This is a genomic window from Glutamicibacter nicotianae (assembly GCF_016907615.1).
GTDB lineage: Bacteria > Actinomycetota > Actinomycetes > Actinomycetales > Micrococcaceae > Glutamicibacter > Glutamicibacter nicotianae.
Genome location: NZ_JAFBCH010000001.1, coordinates 3,135,001 through 3,155,125, shown reverse-complemented (window position 1 = coordinate 3,155,125; position 20,125 = coordinate 3,135,001). Strand labels below are relative to the sequence as shown.

Genomic DNA, 20,125 nt, shown 5'->3' with positions numbered 1-20,125 from the left:
AATTGCGGCAAACGGTTCCCGTATGGTGGAAAACGTAGGTCTAAAGAAAGTACTGACCAGCCATCTTCCGGCACACCATGACGGATCCTGCAGCCTCACCCGGCGTAGCCCAATTGGGATTGTGTACATGGAAGCCTGACGCCCTCCTTAATTGCCTGTGGGTCACGCTCCGTTGCGGTCGGATGAATGGTCATGCGCGTTCCTACGCTCTGCCACCAATTTCGTGGGTACTGCGTTTTCGTCAATCAGAACTTTCTTGAAAGAAGAGCTATTCAATGTCTGTTGAATCCACCAAAGACCTGACCACCATCACCGACGCAGAAGTTTTCGACGCCCACCTCGGTGGCAAGCTTTCCGTCTCCTCGCAGATGCCGCTGAATACCAAGCGCGACCTGTCCATCGCCTACACCCCGGGTGTAGCCAAGGTGTCCCAAGCCATTGCCGATGATCCAGCCAAGCACGCCACCCACACCTGGGCCTCCCGCCTGGTCGCTGTGGTTTCCGACGGCACCGCGGTGCTGGGCCTGGGCAATATCGGTGCCGCCGCCTCGCTTCCGGTCATGGAAGGCAAGAGCGCGCTGTTCAAGGAATTCGGCGGACTGGATTCCATTCCGCTGGTTCTGGACACCACCGATGTGGACGAAATCGTCGAGACCGTCATCCGCCTGCGCCCGAGCTTCGGCGCAGTGAACCTGGAAGACATCTCCGCCCCGCGCTGCTTCGAAATCGAGAAGCGGCTGATCGAAGCACTGGACATCCCGGTCATGCATGATGACCAGCACGGCACCGCCGTCGTGGTGCTGGCAGCGCTGATCGGAGCTGCCCGCCAGACCAAGCGTGACATCAGCTCGCTGAAGGTTGTCATCTCCGGCGCAGGTTCGGCCGGCGTCGCCGTCACCAACCTGCTGCTTTCGGCCGGCGTCGATGATGTCATCGTGCTCGACTCGCGCGGCACCATCCACCGCGAGCGCGACGACCTGAACCCGGTCAAGGCAGACTTGGCAGCGCGCACCAACCGCGAAGACATCATGGGCGGCTTGGCCGAAGCCCTGGACGGCGCCGATGTCGTTGTCGGCCTTTCCTCATCGAAGTTCGACGAGGCCGCGGTGGCGAAGATGAACGAGAATGCAATCATCTTCGCGCTGTCCAACCCGACCCCGGAGATCATGCCGGATATCGCCGCGCAGTATGCAGCCGTGGTCGCCACCGGACGCAGCGACTTCCCGAACCAGATCAACAACGTGCTGGCCTTCCCAGGCATCTTCCGCGGAGCCCTCGACTCGGGCGCCAAGAAGATCACCGAAGGCATGAAGGTCGCGGCGGCCCACGCCATTGCCAACCTGGTCGGCGATGACCTAGCTCCGGACTACATCATTCCTTCGGCAACCGACGACCGCGTAATGCCTGCGGTTGCGGCAGCTGTGGCTACAGAAGCCGAAAAGAACCAGTAGATATTTCACGCGAAAAGCTGCCTGCAACCTACCGTTGCAGGCAGCTTTTCCGTGCCCGGCACCCCTGGATGCGTTGAGCGAAGCTATCCACAATCGCGAAAGATTCTGCTGCGGGTGATGAATGAGCGCGAAACTGAATGGAATCGATTCACCCCAGGAGGAACGCCATGCCAGATCCTGCAGATTTCCACCTCAGTGTCCGCACCTCATTGCCCGACACACAGCTGATTGGCCTCGTTGCGGCCCTGGAAGCGGACGAAAATGGCTATGCCATCATGCTCTGCCATTCCGCCAAGCATCAGAAGGTTTCTGCCTACACGCTGGGGCTGACCACGTTTGAGCATCCTGAAATCACTTGCGTTGGGGGAAACGAGGATGATGTTTTCGCCCTGGTCTCACATGTAGCCGAACAGGTCGTCGAGCACGGGCAGGTCTTCTCCGCAGGTACACACAGCACGTCATTGTTCAGCAAGCTCGCTTTTCATGATTCTTCGGCGAAATGGCACGAGCTTCCATACTCGCGCCTGATTCTTGGCGACGCTCCAGTCTCGTGGATCCAGTGCATGATGCCGTTGGACTTCATTAATATCCAGCCACAGACGCTGTCCGCGGATCTACGGCGCGTTGCTTGAACTAGAGCAAGAGTCCGCTGCGTTCATAGACAGGCACGGTAGGAGATTTTTTGTTGCGCTGGGTCGGGCTTGCCAGTCGTGGGCGTGCGCTGAAGGCCTGAGTCGGAGGTCCCATCCAGGCTTCTTCGGTGGCCGCAGGACGTGGCTGGAAGTACCGCGCTGTTCGGCGGGCTTCTGCTCTCGTGGCGGAGCGAAACTCGCGGTTGCATATTCGTGCCGAGCTACTAGCCTGCCCGATAGACCTCAGCTGCCTCGTTCTCCGCGGCAACCTTTGCCCGATGCGCAGCTCGCAGTGCCTGATGGCCTTCGGACTTGCGCACCTTGGCGTAGGACAGTCCAACGACGAAGAACCACAGCGGAGTAGCCAGCAACGCGGCGCGCGTATCGGCCTGAGTGGTCAATGCCCACAGGATGAAGACGAAGAAGGCGAGCACCATGTATGGGGCTCCCATGCCCCCGGGGACTTTGAACTTCGAGGCATCATGCAGGTGCGGGCGACGCTTGCGGAAGGCCAAATAGCTGATCAGGATCATTGACCAGACGAACATGAAGCACAACGCGGACACCGTGGTGACCAACGTGAACGCCTGGGCCACCGAGTCGCCCGCGTACAGCAGGACCACGGCGGCAAGCAGGAACATGCAGGAGAACAGCAACGCATTGCGCGGCACCTGCGTGGTCGATAGCTTGCTGAACTTCTTCGGAGCATCTCCATCTTGGGACAGGGCGTACAGCATGCGGGAGGTCGAGTAGATTCCGGAATTGGCGCTGGACGCGGCCGCTGTCAGGACAACGAAGTTGACCAGCCCCGCAGCCGCGGCCAGGCCGGCCATCGAGAATATGCCAACGAAGGGCGATGCATCAGCGGAGAACTTGTACCAAGGGGTGACGGCCATCAGGACGGTCAACGCTCCGACGTAGAACAGGATCACGCGCAATGGAATTGAATTGATGGCCTTGGGCAGATTCTTCTCAGGATCCTTGGTCTCGGCCGCCGCAGTGCCAACCAATTCAATGCCAACGAAGGCGAAAACAGCGATCTGGAAGCCGGCGACAAAGCCCATGAAACCGGTGGGGAACATGCCGCCGTGCGCCCAGAGGTGGACGAAGGACGCGCTGTCTCCCTCTGCTGAGTTGAAACCGGTGACGATCATGGCCAGCCCGCAGACGATCAAGGCCAGGATGGCGACGATTTTCACCAGCGAGAACCAGAACTCGGTCTCGCCGAAGGCCTTGACGGTTGGCAGATTCAATCCGACCAATAGCAGGATGCAGCACAGCGCAGGAAGCCACAACGGGATCCCGGACCACCAGTAGGCGACGTACTGGGCGATGGCGACTACGTCGGCAATCCCGGTAACGACCCAGCAGAACCAGTAGGTCCAGCCGGTGAAGAAGGCGGCCCAAGGCCCCAGCAGGTCTCCGGCAAAATCTGCGAAAGTCTTGTAGTTCAAGTTGCTGAGCAGGATTTCGCCCATGGCGCGCATGACGAAGAAGAGCATGAAGCCGATGATCATGTACACGAAGATGACCGATGGTCCGGCGACCGAGATGGTCTTGCCGGAGCCCATGAACAAGCCGGTGCCAACTGCTCCGGAGATCGCCATGGGCTGGATATGCCTGCTGGACAGGCCGCGCTCAAGTTTCGTTCCGGCGGAATCGGTTTTCAGTTGCGTGGAATCGTTCGCCACGGCTGCACCTTTCATGAGCAGATTCCTTCGGTTTTCGAAGGAGACGGCCCGCGGGGAGGAAAGGACTAGACCGCAAAACGAGGTTATCGCAGATGCATTGACCGACTATATTTGGCCGTCACCGCAGACTGCGAGCAGGTTTAACAGTTGTGAAATTCGTTATATGCACCTGGCTCAAAGGATGATGCAAGCTGCTTCGCGCAATGGCTGGGGGAGCAGGCCTCGCCCTTGGGAGCGCTTAATCGAAGTGGCCAGTCGCAAAGCTGGCAGGAACGAGCAAGGAAGAAAGCCAATCAAATATTCATGAAGGAATTTCTCCGGTTCCGGCGAATGGAGTTAGCGTGATGTGCTTGATTAGCTGATTTCGGATAATCGATGATCATTTCCAGCTTTGTGCGCATTGCCATCGAATATCGGAAATGGCAGATCCAAGTAAAGGTGAAACACCAGGATCACTACGAAATCCAAGCACATTTCCGCTGCAGAACAGCCAGTCTGGCGCGCTGGAGCACCACGAAACCCGGTTGCTTTTGCATTGTATTTCAAGGTAGCTGGTTCACTTGAAGCAAATACTGTACATGGCCAGTGGAAGCCATGCGTGGCAAGTGAGTAGTGTAGGACTTATGGCATTCCGAAATCGTCGAGCTGCGGCTCTTCCTGCAAAATTATCCCGTTCCTGGCTCTTGGTCAATGCTGCCAAAGAGGAAACTTTCGCCCCTTCACTAGCATGTGAAGCGGACTCGGTGATTTTCGATATGGAAGCTGCCGTTCCTGATGATCAGAAGATCCAGGCTCGCGACAACGTGGTACGCGCCCTGTCCAATGGCATGACTGCCTGGGTGCGCGTCAACGGCATTGACACCGATTTCTGGGCCGATGACCTTGCCGCCCTGTCGGGGGCCCCGGGCCTGCGCGGAATCATGCTGGCCATGACCGAGCAGCCTGAGCAGGTGACCTACAGCGCGATGCGCCTGCGCGCAGGCACCCCGGTACTTGCCTTGATCGAAACCGCCTTGGGCATCGAGAACGCAACGAAGATCGCTTCAGCGCCGGGCACCTTCCGCTTGGCGTTCGGCATCAACGACTTCCGCAAGGACACCGGCATCTCCGATGAGCCGATGGCCCTGGCCTACGCACGTGGCCGCCTCGTGATCGCTTCGCGTGTCGGCAAGCTGCCCGGCCCAATCGACGGACCACCGCCAGCGGGTGCCGACGCGGCCAAGGTGACCGAGGAAACCCGCGTCACCGCTTCCATGGGCATGACCGGCAAGCTGTCCCTTTCCGCTGACCACGTGGACGGAATCAACGCCGCGCTGGCTCCAAGCGAAGACGAACTGTCCTGGGCCATGGAACTGCTCGAAGCGCACGCTGCCGGCGCATCGGTGGGTGACGGCTCCTACCTGCCTCGCCTGGCCCGTGCCCAGAAGATTGCCGACCTGGCCGACTCCTACGGCTTGTGGAACGCCTAGGGCTTCAGCCGCAGTCCAACTGCAAAGGACCCGTTCGGCATCTGGAATCAACCAGATGCCGAACGGGTCCTTTTCGCTAGCTGCGCCTATGCCTCGTGGGCACCGCGGTTGCGCGAGGAGCCGACGACGTCGCCGGCCTTCCACTCGGCCCAGCCCGGACGATCGATCATGAAGTCCTCGATCTGCGCCTTGGTGGCTTCCAGCTTCGGGTCATGCTTGAGGTACCAGCGGGTTTCGCGTGCCACCATGCCCGACAGGATCAGCAGGCCGACCAGGTTCGGCAGCGCCATCAGGCCATTCATCATGTCCGAGAAGTTCCACACTGCGGTCAGCTCGGTGGTGCAGCCTACGTAGACGACCAGCGAGAACACGACGCGGAACGGCATGACCAGCTTGCGGCCGAACAGGCGCTCGATGTTGCGCTCGCCGTAGTAGCTCCAGCCCAGGATGGTGGAGAAGGCGAACATGACCAGGCCGATGGTCACGATCCAGTGGCCCCACTCGCCAGGCAGGCCGTTGGTGAAGGCCTGGCCGGTCATCAGCGCGGCGGAGATCTGCTCGCCGGTGGCCTCGTCGATCAGGTTCCAGGTGCCGGTGGTGATGATGACCAGGCCGGTGCAGGTGACCACGATGATGGTGTCGATGAAGGTCTGGGTCATGGAGACCAGGCCCTGGCGAACCGGGTGGGTGGTCTGTGCCGACGCGGCGGCGATGGCAGCCGAGCCCATGCCGGACTCGTTGGAGAAGATGCCACGGGCAACACCGTACTGGACAGCGATGATGATGGCCGAGCCGGCGAAGCCGCCTACAGCAGAGGTGCCGGTGAAGGCGTCGGTGAAGATAGTGGCGAAAGCGGCAGGGATGCCTCCGATGTTGGCGATCAGGATGTAGATCGCTGCCGCCACGTATAAGACGATCATCACCGGAACGAAGCCAGCGGTCACACGGCCGATGGACTTGATGCCGCCAACCAGCACCGCGATGGACAGCACGGTCAGGACCACGCCGGTGACCCATGGGGCCACGCTGAAGGAGTTCTCCAGGTTCAGGGCGATGGAGTTGCCCTGGGTCATGTTGCCGATGCCGAAGCAGGCCAGGGTGGCGGCGATGGCGAAGAACAATGCCAGGAACTTGCCGAAGGGTCCCTTGATGCCGCGTTCGAGGTAGTACTGCGGACCGCCGGACTTTTCGCCGGCGGCGTCAGTGCCGCGGTAGCGCACGCCGAGGTAGGCCTCGGTGTACTTCGAGGCCATGCCGAGCAGGCCGGTGACCCACATCCAGAACAGGGCGCCCGGGCCGCCGATGCCGATGGCCGTGGCCACGCCGACAATGTTGCCGGTACCGACGGTAGCGGCCAGCGCGGTGGTCAGTGCCTGGAACTGCGAGATGTCGCCCTCGGCATCAGCGTCCTTGCGCTTGAGCAGGCCAAGGCGCAGTGCGGCGGCGAGCTTGAAGAACTGCAGGCCGCCCAAGCGGATGGTCAGGTACAGGCCGGTGCCCAGAAGCAGCGGGATGAGGACAAACGGTCCCCAAATGACGGAAGAGATATCCCCGAAGAGAGTGCCCAAAGCGTCCATGGATTCAATATCCTTATGTGCGAGTGACTGATGATGAAGAGTCTCAGGCGAGAAGCCGATTCCCTTATGTGAGTGCCATCATATGGCACTCGGGAGAGGTGTGTCACAAAGCGCGCTGGTTCGGGTCATGTCCAGTTCATTAACTTATTTTCACCAATGGATCAGCTGTTTGGGCCGAAAAGGCTCCGCCGGCATCCACTGCGGTGGATGCCGGCAAGTTGCGGGGCTTCAGCCCTGCCGCGCTTTCATGCGCGGATTCTTCTTGTTGATCACGAAGACGCGGCCGCGTCGTCTGACCACTTGCGATCCAGGTGCCTTCTTCAGTGCGCGGATGGAATTCCTAACTTTCATGCCATTCACCTCCCTCGTGATTCGCGGAGTTGAACAGCCCCTTGAGCTCTTCCTCGGTGACCTGGCACTGCTCGAAGACCGTTTCAATCTGCGAAGCTTCATGCTCGGATCCGTAGAGCAGCAATTCTGAAACGGCGATATGCGAATGCCAGGCCCCAGTGTTCTCCATCCAGATGCGCGGACCGGCTCCGCCGATGGCAACGCGTTCGCTCAGCGCGCTGGCTACCCAGAGGACGCCGCGGATGCAGGTGCAGGACTCAGCCAGAGACGGCAGGGCTTGGCGGAAGCGCTCGGGGTGAAGCGGACGTTCCGCGTGCAGACGGATCGGCGCGCTGCTGGCATCAAAGGGTGTTCGCGGCAGATGCCCGGCGCTGGTGCGCTGCCGTGCCGCGGCGGGGTGGAAGGAGCCGAGTTCCCCTTCGTTCACGCAGATTTGCGCATGCGGCGCCATCTGCCGTGCCAGGCCGAGACCGGCTTCGTAGCTGGTGCCGCCAGCACGCCGCGGACCTGCAGCATCCTCAAGCAGCTGGGCTTCCAGGCCTTCAACAGGAATGATCGTATCTGCCTGCATCAGTTCGGTGAAGAAGAACTCTCCGGCAGTCCGCGCATCGTGCTCCATGGCGTTGAATCCCGATTCCCAGAGGGTATGCCGATCCCACATCTGGTTTTCCAATTCGGCTGGATCCAAGGCCAGCGCGATGCTGCTGATCTGCAGATCCAGTGGTTCGAGTTGCGTTTCGAGCATTTGGAGCACCGTGGCGCTATGCCAGGTGGAAGGCAGGCCCAAGACCATGGTGGATTCGGAATCCTGGGGTGCCAGGCGCCTGATGGTCGGCAGGATTTCGAATTTCGTGGCACAGCCAATGCAGGGATGCTCAAGCACTGCTTCAGCGCGTTCGGCGGTCGCCGATCCAAAGACATGGCGCACCAGCCGATTGCCGTCGACGAAGTCATAGCGCAGGAAGATGGCATCGCGGTGGTGGCGTCGCAGGTGCTCCAAGCCGGTGTCGCGGCTGGAGGTGTCAAGTGCGGAGAGGACAATGAGGTTCACGCATCACAGCTTATATGAGAATGAGACTCAATAACAAAAAGAAAAGCGGTGCTTAACGACCAGTGGCCTGCCCGCAGATGCGGACAGGCCCCGAGAGGCAGCGGGAATATCAGTGCTGCGGCGCGTGGAAAACTACCGTCGAGGTACCCAGGCCCTCAATCGAGGTCTCCAACGCGTCGCCGTGCTTGAGCCACGGGTGGCGCCCATTCTCGTCCCGGCGACCCAAGGCGACACCGGAGGGCGTGCCAGTGAGGATGACGTCGCCCGGCCGCAATTCATTGAACGTCGAAAGGTAGGAAACCAACTCATCCGCCGAGAAAATCAGGTCATCGATCTGCTCGTCCTGCACCACCGCGCCATTGACCTTGCTGCTGATGCGCGCCGAAGGATTCAGCTCATCAGGGGTCACGAGCCAAGGACCCAGGGGAGTGGAGTGGTCCCAGATTTTGCCCTGCAGCCATTCCTGGGTACGGCCCTGATAGCCGCGCATCGACACGTCGCTGGACACCGCATAGCCAGCAATATGCGCTGGCGCATCTTCTTGGCTGATGCGACGGCCAGGCTTGCCGATAATAATGGCCAGCTCTGCTTCGTAGTCCACTCGATGGTCTTCAACGGGAATTTCAATCGAGTCATTGGCACCGCAGAGGGTGGAGGCGAACTTTGCGAAAACCGTCGGATACTTCGGCAGCTCTTCGCCGACCTCGGCCGCGTGGGTCTTGTAGTTCAAACCGATGCAGTAGATTTTCTCCGGCTTGGGAATCAGCGGAGCGTAGTCGGCTTCGCCCTCGGCAATGGAATCACCCACCAGGGCCCGGGCAATGACTTCCTGCTGGAAGGCTTCCTCGAGCCGCAGGAAACGCTGCACCGAATCGAGGTTGTCCAAATAGTAGGCACGGCCATCTTCAATGACAGCCGCGGTGGTATGGCCTGGTTCGCTGGCGAGGCGGAGCGTGGCAAGTTTCATGAATCTATCTCACTACATTTCTCGCTGAAAGTGCACCATATTTCGTACCCGTCAGGAGATTCCCATCCGTACTGAATACGGCCAAGCCAGAGCCGTGTTATCGAAACGTGGCTTGGTCAGGCTACGGCAACCCGGCTAAACTCAGGGCAAGCTCGGGTTGCAGTGACCAGTCCTGAAACAAAGATCTAGATACGAAACTAAAGTGAAGCAGGTTTTAATGTGGGTGACTTTATTGGCGAGAGATCTCGCCATATCCTCTTCGCCTCCTGGCAGCATTTCTCGCTCGTCGCGCAGTGCCTGATCCTGGCGACAATTATTTCTGTCCTTATTGCCGTACTGGTTTACCGCAATAAGTCCTTATCCGGTTTGGCCAACGGCATTAGCGCCATCGGCCTGACCATTCCATCCTTCGCCTTGATCGGTTTGCTGATTGTTCCCGTCGGCTTCGGCGTCACGCCGGCCGTCATCGTGGTGACGTTCTTCGCGGCCTTGCCGATTCTGCGCAATGCGATCGTAGGCCTGAACAACATCGAGCCAACCATTATCGAATCGGCACGCGGCATCGGCATGAGCCGGCTGAAGACGCTGCTCGCCGTGGAAATACCGATGGCGTGGCCGGTGATCCTCACGGGCATACGCATTTCTGCCCAGATGGTGATGGGCGTTGCCGCAGTGGTCTCCTACGCCCTGGGCCCAGGCCTTGGCGGATTCATCTTCCAGGGACTGTCGCGTCTAGGCGGCGCGAACTCCCTGGAATCCGTGGTTACCGGCGTCGTTGGCGTCGTTATCCTGGCGCTCATTCTTGACTTGATTTTGCTCGGCATCGGCCGACTGACTACCCCGCGAGGTATCCGTGTCTGATAATAAGATTTCCGAAAACGCCGTGGCCCAGAATGTCACCGGCGCTTCGATCATGCTCGAAGAAGTAACCAAGACGTATCCGGGGCAGAAGAAGTCGGCCGTCGGCGGCCTGACCCTCGAGATCCCCGCAGGATCCATCGTGATGTTCGTCGGGCCATCCGGCTGCGGCAAGACGACCACGCTGAAGATGATCAACCGGCTGATCGAGCCGACCAGCGGCAAGATTGTCATTGACGGCGAAGATGTCACCAGCATGAACGGCGACGAGCTGCGCCGCCGCATCGGTTACGTGATCCAGGCCGGCGGGCTGTTCCCGCACATGACCGTGGCTGCCAATATCGGCATGGTTCCAAAGATGCTGGGCTGGCCCAAGGAGAAGATCGCTGCCCGCGTGGACGAGCTGCTGGAGCTGGTCTCGCTGGACCCGGACCTGTACCGGAACCGTTTCCCCAAGGAACTCTCAGGTGGCCAGCAGCAGCGCGTGGGTGTGGCCCGTGCGCTGGCAGCGGATCCTCCGGTGCTGCTGATGGATGAGCCATTTGGTGCGGTCGACCCGATTACCCGCCAGCGCCTGCAGGATGAGCTGCTCAATATCCAGTCCGAGGTCCAGAAGACCATCGTGTGCGTGACCCACGACTTCGACGAAGCGGTGAAGCTCGGCGACTGGATCGCGATCTTCAACGAAGGCGCGCAACTGGAGCAATACGATTCCCCGGAACGGATCTTGGCCAATCCGGCCAGCGAGTTCGTGGAGAACTTCATTGGCTCGGGCGCGGGCCTCAAGCAGCTGACCCTGACGCGGGTGAACGAAGTGGAGCTGGAAGACGCGCTGACCACGATCCCGGGCAAGAACGCTTCGGATGTGCTCTCGCAGCTGCAGGGTGCCGGACGCAAATACGCTGTGGTGCTCGATTCGCGCGGACGTCCGCTGCGCAGGCTGGACCGCAGGCAGCTGTCGCGTGCCCAGATCATCGAGGGCACCTACGACGAAAACATGCCGGTAGTCGGCGAGCAGGCAACCTTGAATGACGCATTGGACACCATGCTGGTGGCCAGTTCCGAGTCGGCCCTGGTGACGGGGCGTCGTGATGTGCTCACCGGTGTCATTACCGTGCAGACCGTCATGGAGGCGATCGCCGCCGCCAACAATTCCGAGGATGCTGACCACGAAGCTCCGGTGGGCCTGAATTCCGGTGCCATCAATGTCGTGGACATCGACGGTGCCGCCGCCGGGCAGGGTGGTGAACCGGCATGAGATCCGAAACCCGCAGCTTGATTTGGCAAATCGCCGGAATCGCAGCTGCTTTTGCCATCCTGATGGGTTGGCTGGTGACAGCCGATCTGACCGAGACCGAACGGCAAACGCTGGATCCCGCAACAATTTGGGGCTATACCCTTGACCACCTGAAGATCACGGTCATCGCTGCAGTCATCGTCCTGTTGATCGCCATCCCGCTGGGCGTGCTGCTGACCCGCCCGGGACTGCGCAAGGCCGCCCCGGCGGTACGCGCCATTGCAAACTTCGGCCAGGCGGCACCCGCCATCGGCGTTATCGTGCTCTTGGCGTTCTGGCTCGGTTTCGGTCCGAAAACCGCAATCATCTCGCTGGTGATCTACGCGATTCTCCCGGTGCTCTCCAACACCATTGTCGGCCTGCAGCAAGTTGATGCGCGCCTGGTGGAAGCCGGACGGGGAATCGGCATGAGCCAGATGGCGGTGCTGTTCAAGGTTGAACTGCCGTTGGCCGTCCCGGTGATGCTTTCGGGCATCCGCACCGCACTGGTGCTGCTGGTAGGCACCGCGACGCTGGCCACCTTCATCAACGGCGGTGGGCTGGGCATCCTGATCACCACGGGTGTGAACCTGAATCTGAATGTGGTGCTGATCGCCGGTTCGCTGCTCGTGGCCTTGCTGGCCTTGACGGTTGACTGGCTTGGCCGCGTCGTCGAACAGGTGGCCCGACCGAGAGGACTTTCGTGAACCGCAAACTGAAATTCGCTGTCCTGTCCATGGCCGCGCTGATCGGGTTGACCGGCTGCGGGCTGAGCCCCTCGACCGGCACGGTGCCCCCAGCTGGCCCGGCCGAGATCAAGCCGCTGGTCGACAACGCTGCAAGCACGTCCGTGACCGTGACATCCAAGGCCTTTACCGAGCAGCTGCTGCTGGGCAAGATCACCGTGATCGCACTCGAAGCCGCCGGGTATGACGTCACCGACCTGACCAATGTTCCCGGGTCCCAGCCGGCACGCCAGCTGCTTCTTTCCGGAGACGCGAGCGTGCTCTGGGAGTACACCGGTACCGCGTGGCTGACCTACTTGGGCCATGAGAAGCCTGTCGTGGGCGAGGAGGAGCAGTGGCAGGCCGTGCATGATGAGGATGTTGCCAACGGAATCGTCTGGGGGAACCCGGCTCCGTTGAATAACACCTATGCGTTGGCGATGAACGAGGAAACGACCAAGCGGTTGGGGATTAGCAAGCTTTCCGAGCTGCAGAAGCTGGATCCCGACGAACTGACGTTCTGCGTCGACCCGGAATTCAACTCCCGTCGCGACGGGCTGACACCGATGCTGGAGCATTACGGCATCGACCGTGGCTCTGAGGTGAGCGAGGACAATATCGGCTTGTATGATGTTGGCGCCATTTACCAGGCGACTGCTAATGGCGCGTGCAACTTCGGCGAAGTCTTCACCACTGACGGACGCATCAAGGCATTGAACCTAACTGTCCTGGAAGATGACCGGAAGTATTTCCCGAGCTACAACGCTGCCCCGGCTTTCAATGGAGAATTCCTTGACGAGCACCCGGAGATCCAGCAGATCATGGACCTGATCGCTCCGTTGCTGACCGATCAGGTCTTGATGGACCTGAATTACCAGGTCGATGTCGTTGGACGTGAACCAGCCGATGTTGCCTTCGAATGGATGGTCGGAGAAGGCCTGATCTCCGAACCCTGATCCTGGCAACGCAAATTGCAGGCATCAAATACTGGATCCCCGGCATCTCGATGCCGGGGATCCAGTTTAATGTTGCCGAGGATTCACTGGGGATTGGTTCCGCTCCGATGGTTTTGCTTGCAGGATGGAGATAGGTGGATGCCCTCTGCCTACGGCTGATCACGGGTGCCGAGCTCGCCGTCGACTTCATCGGTGATTTCGGTGCTGGCAGCGGTAGTGATGGATTCTTCCTGCCGAATTTCCTCTAGCTCTGCAGATAGCTCGGCTTCCTCTTGGACATGATTGGGGTCTGGGTTATTTGCGTTCATGGCCTCAGTCTAGCCATGAACGTGCAGGAGTAAAGGGCTGATTGAAAAATAATTTCATCGGAAAATTTCCTAGTCAGGTTCGAAAAAAGAACCTTGCGACGATCCAGTTTGAACTTTTTTGCGACAAGAGGTTGACGCTTCAACTTCATTAGTGCCATACTGGTATCAGTAAAACAAATTGAGGCGTCAACTACTTGGCGGCCCGACGAAAGGATGTAGACATGACTGCAACTGCACTGACCACCGGAACCTGGAACCTCGACGCATCGCACTCCGAGATCGGCTTCTCGGTTCGCCACGCAGGCATCTCCAAGGTGCGCGGCAGCTTCACCGAGTTCGATGCAACCCTGACCACCGGCGAGACCCTGGCCGACTCCTCGGTTGAGGCAACCGTCCAGATCGCATCGGTCAACACCAAGGATGCCAACCGCGACGCTCACCTGAAGGGCGAGGACTTCTTCAACGCTGAGCAGTTCCCAACCATGACCTTCAAGTCCACCGCAGTCAAGGGCGACGCCGGAGAGTTTGTTCTCGTTGGTGACCTGACCATCCGCGGCGTGAGCAAGGAAGTTGAATTCGAAGCTGAGCTCGGCGGCGAAGCTGTTGACGCCTTCGGTGCAACCCGCGTTGGCTTCTTCGCATCGACCACCATCTCCCGCAAGGAATTCGGCATCACCTGGAATGCTGCACTGGAAGCCGGCGGCGTTCTGGTCAGCGACAAGGTCAAGATCGAAATCGACGCTTCGTTCGTACTGCCAACCGCAGAGTAATAGTTTCCCGAAAGCCGTCATGGGGATGACGGCGCAAGGGCCGATACGGCAAAGCCCCCGGCTCACGAAAGTGAGCCGGGGGCTTTGCCGTTAAGAGCGTAATTGCGAGGTGCCTAGAACTCGCTGAATGACGGTTCCATGGAGAACATCAGAGCGCCGAAGATCATGAGGGCGAAATACGCAACCCAAAGGATGCCGAAAATGGTGCCGATCCAGCCGGTCACCTTGCCGACCGTGGCTGCCGTGTTGAATTCTCTCTCGGCTTTGTTGGCTTTGGAAATAGCAATCGGCCCAAGAATCACGCCTGCAACGAAAAGGGACAAGATGCCAAGAATCATCGAAGTCTGCGCCAACTGGGCGCCTTCGAAATGGGCTGCAGGCGGATAGCCGAAGTTGCCCTGGGGATATGGACCCGGCTGGCTGTGAGCCTGCTGGTTGTAGTACGGCTGCTGAGGCACGCCATTGAGCTCGTAGTAGCCAGGCTGCTGGTACTGCTGGTTCTGCCCCTGCTGTCCCGAAGAATAAGGGTTTCTCGGTTCTTCGCTTGGACTGGTCATGACAACCTGCTTTCCGTTCGTGAAGCTCATGCGCCTAGTTCAAGATTCTCTCATGCAGATGGCCAAAGCGCCTGAGCGATAGGAACTTTCCGCAACGAAATGAAGGCGCGAACCTGTCAGGATGCCTAGCTTTCAGGATGCTTTCGGCGCCACAGCGCATGGGTGCCGGTCGCCAACGCCACGAGCAGCAGGCTGAATGCCAACCCGAAGCCGAAGATCTGGCCGTAGCCGCCATGCTGCGCCAGATCCGCGGTGAGGTAGGTCGCCGCAGAAGCTCCGGCAAACAGGGCAAAGACGAAGAGCGAAACGGTGGTGGCCCTCGCGTCTGGCGAGATATCGGTTGCCCAGCCCTGCATGGACGAGTGCATGATGGCATTCGTGGCGCCCAGCAGGAATGCCGTGACGGTGTACGAGGCGGGGGATGGTGCGAATGCTGAAGGGAGGAACGCCGCGCAAAGCACCAGTCCGCCAGCGCCGATAAGCCACGTTCGGCTGAAACGTGCCACCAATTGGCGCATCAAGCGCGCGCCCAAGATGACTCCCAAAGCGAAAGCGCAGCCCAGCGCTCCGGCCAGCCCGATGGAGACACCTGATTCCTGCAAGGCCGGGACGATATAGGTCAGCAAGCCCATCAGCAGGCCGCCTTCGAGGAAGACGATGCCGTAGAGGGCCAAATTCATTGGACGTAACGCGGCACGGAAATTGAACCCGGACCGGGAACGCTCCGGCTCTGCGGACTTCCGCAGGGAATACAGGGCAGCAATGCAACCGAGTGCAGGCAAGAAGAACACCAGCCGCCAATCGACATAGGACGCCAATGCTCCCGAAGCTAACGTCGCCAAGGTCGTGCCCAGCGAGGAATAGATCTGCAGGTCGGAAAGGCCCCGCGCGCGTTCCACGCCGGTGCGGGTATCGCCCAACAGGGTCAAAAGGGTCGGGTACAGCGCACCGAACATGAGCCCGGTGACGGAGCGGGCAATGAGCAGCGGCAGGTAGTTGGTGAACAGGATGCTTGCGATTGCGGCCAGCGCGGCACCGATGAGCGCAGCACGCAACACCGCCAAGCGCCCGAAGCGGTCACTGAGCATGCCCCAGATCGGCTGGCCAATGGCATAGAACAAGGCATAGGACGCTACCAGTTGGACCGCTTGCGCGAAGCTGAGCGAGGTGCCGACCGACAAAGCGACCAGCATCGGCGGGGTGCCATAGCGGTCGAAGAAGGAGAGGAAGCCTATGAAGCGCAAAGCAGGATCGGGAACGCCATATGCCCGAGACTGGAGGTCCTGATCTTGCCGCATTCCGGCCTTTCGCATCTATTTCTTCTGCTTACCTACCCATGTAAGCAGAGCGCACCATGCACAACTGCCATTCATGACAGTGGTGCAGGGCACAAGACGAGCCTCACGTCAGGCAGTCACCACGGTTCCGGCCATGAATCGGGCGAAGAACTCCGTCAGAGCCGAGGTGCCGTCCAAGGGCAGCACCATGGCGACGTACTGGCCCGGGCGAACGACCACCAGCGCCCCGGTGGCACGGTCGATGCCGCGAACCTCGTAGATTTCCTCCCCGCCATCAACCAGGTGCGAGGCAAAGGCCTTTTCATAGTCGCGCAGGCCGTACTTGCCCTTGGACGGAACCAGCAGCGCCGGCAGATCCGCAACGGTGGTCTCGGTGTGCGAACCCTGGTGCACGCTGCGCAGGTCGAACACCACCTCGACATCTGCGCCGGCCGGCGTGAACCGCCGTAGCGGCGAGTCCGGGTCCTGCGCCAGGAACTGGATCAGGGCATCGCGCGTTCCACGGCCCACCGGCTGCTGGCCATGCTGGTGTACCGCGGTTTTGCCGACCAGGATGCCGCTCATCGATACATTCCCGGTCCGGCCTTAGGCGTGGCACCGACGGAAATGAGCTGGACGGCAGAGCATCGCCGTCGCGTGCATCCGCATCTGCAGGCACTGGGCCATGAGCTGGACGAGACCGTGAACCTGATGGTCCGCGCGGGCACGCAAGCGCGTTTCCGGGTCACCGTCCAAGGCTCGCGCGCCGCGCGCGTGGGGGATCGGCAAGGCGAGGTGATGCCGGCGCATTCCGCCTCTGCCGGGCAGGCCATGCTGGCCCAGCTGGGTCTCCCAGCGGTCAAGGACCTCTGTACCTGCTCAAATCGAGAATCAATGGTACCGACTTCCCGCAGTCCTGGCTTGCCGGTTTCGAGCAGGAGCTTATTACGGCCAACCGGCGAGGCTTTGCCGTGAATTTGGAAGAGACCGAAATCGGCGCCAACGCATTGGGCGTGGCCATCCGGGGCGGGGCCGGCGAGGTGGTCGCGGGACTGAGCGTTTCCATCCCGCCGGCGCGCTTCCGCCAGATCTTCGAGGCTGGGCTGCCCTCGGCGGTCTTCGCGGCGCGTGAGCGCGTTGAAGCCGGCTTGGAAGATTTCGTTGCCGGGCAGTAACCGGCAATGGCAGCTGAAAGGCATTAATAACTCGCGGCCGGTTCCCTGGAGGTTTAGGAGGGGAACCGGCCGCGATAGTTTGGTGAGCTGGCTTTAGAGGCCGCGGACCATCAGGACGTCCAGCGTACGCGGGCCGTGTACGCCTTCGACGCGTTCCAGCTCGATATCACTGGTGGCCGACGGACCGGAGATCCAGGTCTGCGGACGGGTGATGGTCAACCGGGGCATGGCTTCTGGCAGCAGGCGCACGATCGAGGAAACCGGCACGATGCACACATGGTGATCCGGCACCAGCGAGATCGCGCGGCGTCCCTGATTCGGCTCGCCATCAAGGATGATGGTGCCCGACTCGGCAACCGACACTGCCGAGGAAGTGACCACGGCGCTGGTTTCATCCAGCTCGGTGATGCCCAGGCGTGCGCCCGGGGCATCCAGGCGCTGCTCAACGCTCTCGCCCAGCGCGGAGAGCCAACTGGTGTCCATGCCGTGCGGGTAGACGACGCTGGAGGCGCCGGCCAGCTTGGCGGCCACGAATTCCGGGATCTGCGCGGCGTCGATGACGTCCACTCCGGCCTTGTAATCCACCAGGCGGTCGACCAGCAGCTCGATGAGCTCGGCTTCGCCCATGTCCGAGGTCTTGCGGTATTCGCGTGGAACTTCGGGCGCGACGGGCGCATCGGCTAGCGCCGAGCGGATCCGCCCAAGGATTTCGTCTTTTGCGCTCACTTGGACTCCTTTTCGTCGCTCCACCAGTCGCGGAAGGACTTGCTTGGCGGGGCTGGAATGTCGCGGCTGGCGGTCCAGCCTGCGGCGATGCCCGGAAGCTTCTTGATCTTCTTGTCCTTGCCGGACACCAGCCGACCCAGCGGCAGGGCCTTCTCGAGCAGGCCAATATTCTTGCCCTTGCCCAGTGCCCAGGAGCCGCCCTTCATCAGCAGATCCATCTGGGTAGGGATCTTGTGCTTGCCGCGGTTGGCATCCACATCGTCGCCGCGCAGGTGCACGAGGATCTCGGGGATGTTGATCTTCACCGGGCAAGCGTCGTAGCAGGCGCCGCACAGCGAGGAGGCGTATGGCAGGGAGCCGTTTTCCTCGACCTCGATGCCGGTCATCAATGGCGAAAGAATCGCGCCAATTGGGCCCGGGTAGGTGGAGCCGTAGGCGTGGCCGCCGGTGCGCTCGTAGACCGGGCACACGTTCATGCACGCCGAGCAGCGGATGCAGTTCAGTGCGGTGCGGCCGAAGCGGTCAGCCAACGCGCGGGTGCGGCCGTTATCCAGCAAGACGATGTGCACGTTCTGCGGACCGTCATCTTCGGTCACGCCGGTCCACAGCGAGGTGTAGGGGTTCATCCGCTCGCCGGTGGAGGAGCGTGGCAGCAGCTGCATGAAGACCTCGATGTCTTCCCAGTGCGGGAGGACCTTCTCGATGCCCATGACGGTGATCAGGGTTTCTGGCAGGGTCAGGCACATGCGGCCGTTGCCTTCGGATTCCACAACGCCCAGGGTGCCGGTGTCAGCCAGCGCGAAGTTCGCACCGGAGATTGCGACCTTGGCGGAGAGGAACTTCTTGCGCAGGTGCTTGCGGGCGGCCTCGGCCAGCTTGGCTGGCTCGTCGGTCAGGTCCGGATCCACGGCCGGCATCTCCTTGAGGAAGATGTCGCGCACCTCGGTGCGGTTCTTGTGGATGGCCGGAACCAGGATGTGGCTTGGTTTGTCGTTGCCCAGCTGGACGATCAGTTCGGCGAGGTCGGTCTCGAAGGCTTCGATGCCCTCGGTTTCCAGGTGCTCGTTCAGGCCGATTTCCTGGGTGGCCATGGACTTGACCTTGACGACTTCATTCGAGCCGGTGGCCTTGACCAGATCGGTGACGATCTTGTTGGCTTCGGCCGCGTCGCGTGCCCAGTGGACAATGCCTCCGCGGGCGGTGAAGTTCTTCTCGAACTCCTCCAACCGATCTTCGAGGTTGGCCATGGTCGTGTTCTTGATTGCGCTGCCGGCGTCGCGCAGCTCTTCCCAGTCAGGGAGCTCGCCGACGACATTCAGCCGCTTGTCGCGAATGGTGTGGGTGGCGTGGCGCAGGTTCTTGCGCATCTGGGTGTTGCCCAGTTCGCGGTGCGCCGCCTTGGGGAATGGCTCGGTCTCGAACAGGTTGCCCTGTCCGCCGGCAGGCATGCCGAGGAATACCTGGGTCACAGTGACACCGTCTCTTCCATGGTGCTGGCCAGGATATCGGCCAGGTGCAAGGTCTTTGGCTTGGCTCCTGTGCGCGAAAGGCCGCCGCCGATGTGCATCAGGCAGGAGGCATCGCCGCCCGCGCAGGCCGAGGCGCCTGTGGAGCAGATGTTCTTCATCTTGTCTTCGAGCATTGCCGAGGATACATCGGAGTTCTTGATCGCGAAGGTGCCGCCGAAGCCGCAGCACTGGTCGGCTTCCGGCAGCTCGTTGACGGTGATGCCGCCGACGGTCTTGAGCAGATCCAGCTGGCGGTCGCCGAGCTTCAGCGAACGCATGCCGTGGCAGGAAGGGTGGTAGGTGATGGTCTGCGGGAAGTAGCTGCCCAGCTGCTCTGCCGCGTTGGTGATGCCCAGGACATCCACCAGCAACTGGCTCAGCTCATAGGTGCGCTTGCCGACTGCAACTGCGCGGTCCTTCAGCTCGGGCTTGCCCAGGCGCTCGGCCAGGTAGGGGTGCTGGTGCTTGACCGAAGCGACGCAGGAACCCGAGGGGGCGACCGCGACGTCATAGTCTTCGGTGTCGAAGGCGTTGATGTGGTTTTCGACAACGGGCAGCGCTTCAGGCATATAGCCGGAATTCATATGCATTTGCCCACAGCAGGCTTGCGCCTTCGGGAAAATGACTTCATGGCCCAAGCGTTCCAGGATTTTCACGGTCGACTTGGCGGTTTCCGGATACATAGCATCCACAATGCACGTGGCAAAGAGAGCAATTCGCATAATAAATGACTCTTTCAGGGTGTGGTCAGACCATGCTATTCCACCCGCTTCTTGATAGTCAAGACTTGTTGTGATGGC

At 60.7% G+C, this 20,125-nt stretch carries 22 protein-coding genes; 10 read left to right on the top strand and 12 right to left on the bottom strand.

Annotated elements, in window-relative coordinates; all coding sequences use genetic code 11:
• Positions 1-275 precede the first annotated feature (275 nt).
• Both JOE62_RS15070 and JOE62_RS15065 read left to right on the top strand, forming a co-directional pair.
• On the top strand, positions 276-1,451 hold the full coding sequence (locus JOE62_RS15070; RefSeq protein WP_204722986.1) for an NAD(P)-dependent malic enzyme: 1,176 nt from the start codon (positions 276-278) through the stop codon (positions 1,449-1,451).
• A gap of 167 nt (positions 1,452-1,618) precedes the next feature.
• Positions 1,619-2,083, top strand: coding sequence for a DUF4262 domain-containing protein (locus JOE62_RS15065; protein WP_204722985.1), 465 nt, complete (start codon positions 1,619-1,621; stop codon positions 2,081-2,083).
• Between the two features lie 224 nt (positions 2,084-2,307).
• Here JOE62_RS15065 and JOE62_RS15060 read toward each other — a convergent pair whose 3' ends face one another.
• A complete protein-coding gene (locus JOE62_RS15060; RefSeq protein ID WP_204722984.1) occupies positions 2,308-3,789 on the bottom strand; it encodes an amino acid permease in 1,482 nt (493 codons plus the stop codon).
• 608 nt (positions 3,790-4,397) lie between these two features.
• Here JOE62_RS15060 and JOE62_RS15055 point away from each other — a divergent pair.
• Positions 4,398-5,243, top strand: coding sequence for an HpcH/HpaI aldolase/citrate lyase family protein (locus tag JOE62_RS15055; RefSeq protein WP_204722983.1), 846 nt, complete (start codon positions 4,398-4,400; stop codon positions 5,241-5,243).
• Between the two features lie 86 nt (positions 5,244-5,329).
• Here the strand turns inward: JOE62_RS15055 and JOE62_RS15050 are convergent, their stop codons facing one another.
• From JOE62_RS15050 to JOE62_RS15035, 4 genes are all read right to left on the bottom strand, one after another.
• Positions 5,330-6,820, bottom strand: a complete 1,491-nt coding sequence (locus tag JOE62_RS15050) for an alanine/glycine:cation symporter family protein (RefSeq protein WP_204722982.1) — start codon at positions 6,818-6,820, stop codon at positions 5,330-5,332.
• Between the two features lie 228 nt (positions 6,821-7,048).
• Complete coding sequence (gene ykgO / locus JOE62_RS15045) at positions 7,049-7,171, bottom strand: type B 50S ribosomal protein L36 (RefSeq protein WP_073707785.1); 123 nt, start codon at positions 7,169-7,171, stop codon at positions 7,049-7,051.
• Positions 7,161-8,222 (bottom strand): GTP-binding protein, encoded by a 1,062-nt coding sequence (locus tag JOE62_RS16670; RefSeq protein ID WP_204722981.1) that lies wholly within the window; start codon positions 8,220-8,222, stop codon positions 7,161-7,163. Before JOE62_RS16670 ends, ykgO begins: the two co-directional genes overlap by 11 nt.
• A gap of 109 nt (positions 8,223-8,331) precedes the next feature.
• A complete protein-coding gene (locus tag JOE62_RS15035) occupies positions 8,332-9,189 on the bottom strand; it encodes a fumarylacetoacetate hydrolase family protein (RefSeq protein ID WP_204722980.1) in 858 nt (285 codons plus the stop codon).
• Between the two features lie 219 nt (positions 9,190-9,408).
• Here JOE62_RS15035 and JOE62_RS15030 point away from each other — a divergent pair, with 219 nt between their 5' ends.
• From JOE62_RS15030 to JOE62_RS15015, 4 genes are read left to right on the top strand one after another with little or no spacing between them, the layout of a single operon-like run.
• Positions 9,409-10,050 carry an ABC transporter permease gene (locus JOE62_RS15030; RefSeq protein WP_149597341.1) on the top strand — a complete coding sequence of 214 codons (642 nt, stop codon included), beginning with the start codon at positions 9,409-9,411 and terminating at the stop codon, positions 10,048-10,050.
• Positions 10,043-11,305: a betaine/proline/choline family ABC transporter ATP-binding protein gene (locus JOE62_RS15025; RefSeq protein WP_204722979.1), complete on the top strand. Its 1,263-nt coding sequence runs from the start codon at positions 10,043-10,045 to the stop codon at positions 11,303-11,305. The genes JOE62_RS15030 and JOE62_RS15025 overlap by 8 nt, the downstream gene beginning before the upstream one ends.
• Positions 11,302-12,030 carry an ABC transporter permease gene (locus JOE62_RS15020; RefSeq protein ID WP_038993301.1) on the top strand — a complete coding sequence of 243 codons (729 nt, stop codon included), beginning with the start codon at positions 11,302-11,304 and terminating at the stop codon, positions 12,028-12,030. The genes JOE62_RS15025 and JOE62_RS15020 overlap by 4 nt, the downstream gene beginning before the upstream one ends.
• On the top strand, positions 12,027-13,004 hold the full coding sequence (locus JOE62_RS15015; protein WP_204722978.1) for a glycine betaine ABC transporter substrate-binding protein: 978 nt from the start codon (positions 12,027-12,029) through the stop codon (positions 13,002-13,004). The genes JOE62_RS15020 and JOE62_RS15015 overlap by 4 nt, the downstream gene beginning before the upstream one ends.
• Before the next feature lie 149 nt (positions 13,005-13,153).
• Here JOE62_RS15015 and JOE62_RS15010 read toward each other — a convergent pair whose 3' ends face one another.
• A complete protein-coding gene (locus JOE62_RS15010; RefSeq protein WP_204722977.1) occupies positions 13,154-13,312 on the bottom strand; it encodes a hypothetical protein in 159 nt (52 codons plus the stop codon).
• Between the two features lie 221 nt (positions 13,313-13,533).
• On the opposite strand from JOE62_RS15010, the gene JOE62_RS15005 reads away from it, so the two are divergent.
• Complete coding sequence (locus tag JOE62_RS15005) at positions 13,534-14,082, top strand: YceI family protein (protein WP_121867356.1); 549 nt, start codon at positions 13,534-13,536, stop codon at positions 14,080-14,082.
• 113 nt (positions 14,083-14,195) lie between these two features.
• On the opposite strand, the gene JOE62_RS15000 is transcribed toward JOE62_RS15005, so the two are convergent.
• From JOE62_RS15000 to JOE62_RS14990, 3 genes are all read right to left on the bottom strand, one after another.
• The gene (locus tag JOE62_RS15000; protein ID WP_204722976.1) at positions 14,196-14,669 is read right to left on the bottom strand and encodes a DUF4190 domain-containing protein; all 474 of its coding nucleotides are present in this window, start codon (positions 14,667-14,669) and stop codon (positions 14,196-14,198) included.
• Positions 14,670-14,764: 95 nt separating this feature from the next.
• Positions 14,765-15,883: an MFS transporter gene (locus JOE62_RS14995; RefSeq protein ID WP_239543418.1), complete on the bottom strand. Its 1,119-nt coding sequence runs from the start codon at positions 15,881-15,883 to the stop codon at positions 14,765-14,767.
• Positions 15,884-16,045: 162 nt separating this feature from the next.
• Entirely contained in the window at positions 16,046-16,501 is a 456-nt protein-coding gene (locus JOE62_RS14990) for an FAD-dependent phenol hydoxylase family protein (protein WP_204722974.1), read from the bottom strand.
• Between JOE62_RS14990 and JOE62_RS16805 the strand changes: the two genes are divergently transcribed.
• Positions 16,403-16,891 carry an IclR family transcriptional regulator domain-containing protein gene (locus JOE62_RS16805; RefSeq protein WP_204723325.1) on the top strand — a complete coding sequence of 163 codons (489 nt, stop codon included), beginning with the start codon at positions 16,403-16,405 and terminating at the stop codon, positions 16,889-16,891. The two genes, JOE62_RS14990 and JOE62_RS16805, sit on opposite strands and share 99 nt — an antisense overlap.
• Entirely contained in the window at positions 16,786-17,091 is a 306-nt protein-coding gene (locus tag JOE62_RS16355; protein WP_204723324.1) for an IclR family transcriptional regulator domain-containing protein, read from the top strand. Before JOE62_RS16805 ends, JOE62_RS16355 begins: the two co-directional genes overlap by 106 nt.
• A gap of 93 nt (positions 17,092-17,184) precedes the next feature.
• Here JOE62_RS16355 and JOE62_RS14975 read toward each other — a convergent pair whose 3' ends face one another.
• Genes JOE62_RS14975 through JOE62_RS14965 form a run of 3 tightly spaced genes read right to left on the bottom strand, consistent with a single transcriptional unit; the run spans position 17,185 to position 20,047 of the window.
• Entirely contained in the window at positions 17,185-17,817 is a 633-nt protein-coding gene (locus JOE62_RS14975) for an LUD domain-containing protein (RefSeq protein ID WP_204722973.1), read from the bottom strand.
• Positions 17,814-19,265, bottom strand: a complete 1,452-nt coding sequence (locus JOE62_RS14970; protein ID WP_239543870.1) for a LutB/LldF family L-lactate oxidation iron-sulfur protein — start codon at positions 19,263-19,265, stop codon at positions 17,814-17,816. Before JOE62_RS14970 ends, JOE62_RS14975 begins: the two co-directional genes overlap by 4 nt.
• A 17-nt stretch (positions 19,266-19,282) precedes the next feature.
• Positions 19,283-20,047 carry a (Fe-S)-binding protein gene (locus tag JOE62_RS14965; RefSeq protein ID WP_073707794.1) on the bottom strand — a complete coding sequence of 255 codons (765 nt, stop codon included), beginning with the start codon at positions 20,045-20,047 and terminating at the stop codon, positions 19,283-19,285.
• Positions 20,048-20,125 lie beyond the last annotated feature (78 nt).

Bases quoted from the DNA above. Each gene is read 5' to 3' on its own strand.
- JOE62_RS15070 (WP_204722986.1), top strand. From the start codon at position 276: ATGTCTGTTGAATCCACCAAAGACCTGACCACCATCACCGACGCAGAA.
- JOE62_RS15065 (WP_204722985.1), top strand. From the start codon at position 1,619: ATGCCAGATCCTGCAGATTTCCACCTCAGTGTCCGCACCTCATTGCCC.
- JOE62_RS15060 (WP_204722984.1), bottom strand. From the start codon at position 3,789: ATGAAAGGTGCAGCCGTGGCGAACGATTCCACGCAACTGAAAACCGAT.
- JOE62_RS15055 (WP_204722983.1), top strand. From the start codon at position 4,398: ATGGCATTCCGAAATCGTCGAGCTGCGGCTCTTCCTGCAAAATTATCC.
- JOE62_RS15050 (WP_204722982.1), bottom strand. From the start codon at position 6,820: ATGGACGCTTTGGGCACTCTCTTCGGGGATATCTCTTCCGTCATTTGG.
- ykgO (WP_073707785.1), bottom strand. From the start codon at position 7,171: ATGAAAGTTAGGAATTCCATCCGCGCACTGAAGAAGGCACCTGGATCG.
- JOE62_RS15035 (WP_204722980.1), bottom strand. From the start codon at position 9,189: ATGAAACTTGCCACGCTCCGCCTCGCCAGCGAACCAGGCCATACCACC.
- JOE62_RS15020 (WP_038993301.1), top strand. From the start codon at position 11,302: ATGAGATCCGAAACCCGCAGCTTGATTTGGCAAATCGCCGGAATCGCA.
- JOE62_RS15010 (WP_204722977.1), bottom strand. From the start codon at position 13,312: ATGAACGCAAATAACCCAGACCCCAATCATGTCCAAGAGGAAGCCGAG.
- JOE62_RS15005 (WP_121867356.1), top strand. From the start codon at position 13,534: ATGACTGCAACTGCACTGACCACCGGAACCTGGAACCTCGACGCATCG.
- JOE62_RS15000 (WP_204722976.1), bottom strand. From the start codon at position 14,669: ATGAGCTTCACGAACGGAAAGCAGGTTGTCATGACCAGTCCAAGCGAA.
- JOE62_RS14990 (WP_204722974.1), bottom strand. From the start codon at position 16,501: ATGAGCGGCATCCTGGTCGGCAAAACCGCGGTACACCAGCATGGCCAG.
- JOE62_RS14970 (WP_239543870.1), bottom strand. From the start codon at position 19,265: ATGCCTGCCGGCGGACAGGGCAACCTGTTCGAGACCGAGCCATTCCCC.
- JOE62_RS14965 (WP_073707794.1), bottom strand. From the start codon at position 20,047: ATGCGAATTGCTCTCTTTGCCACGTGCATTGTGGATGCTATGTATCCG.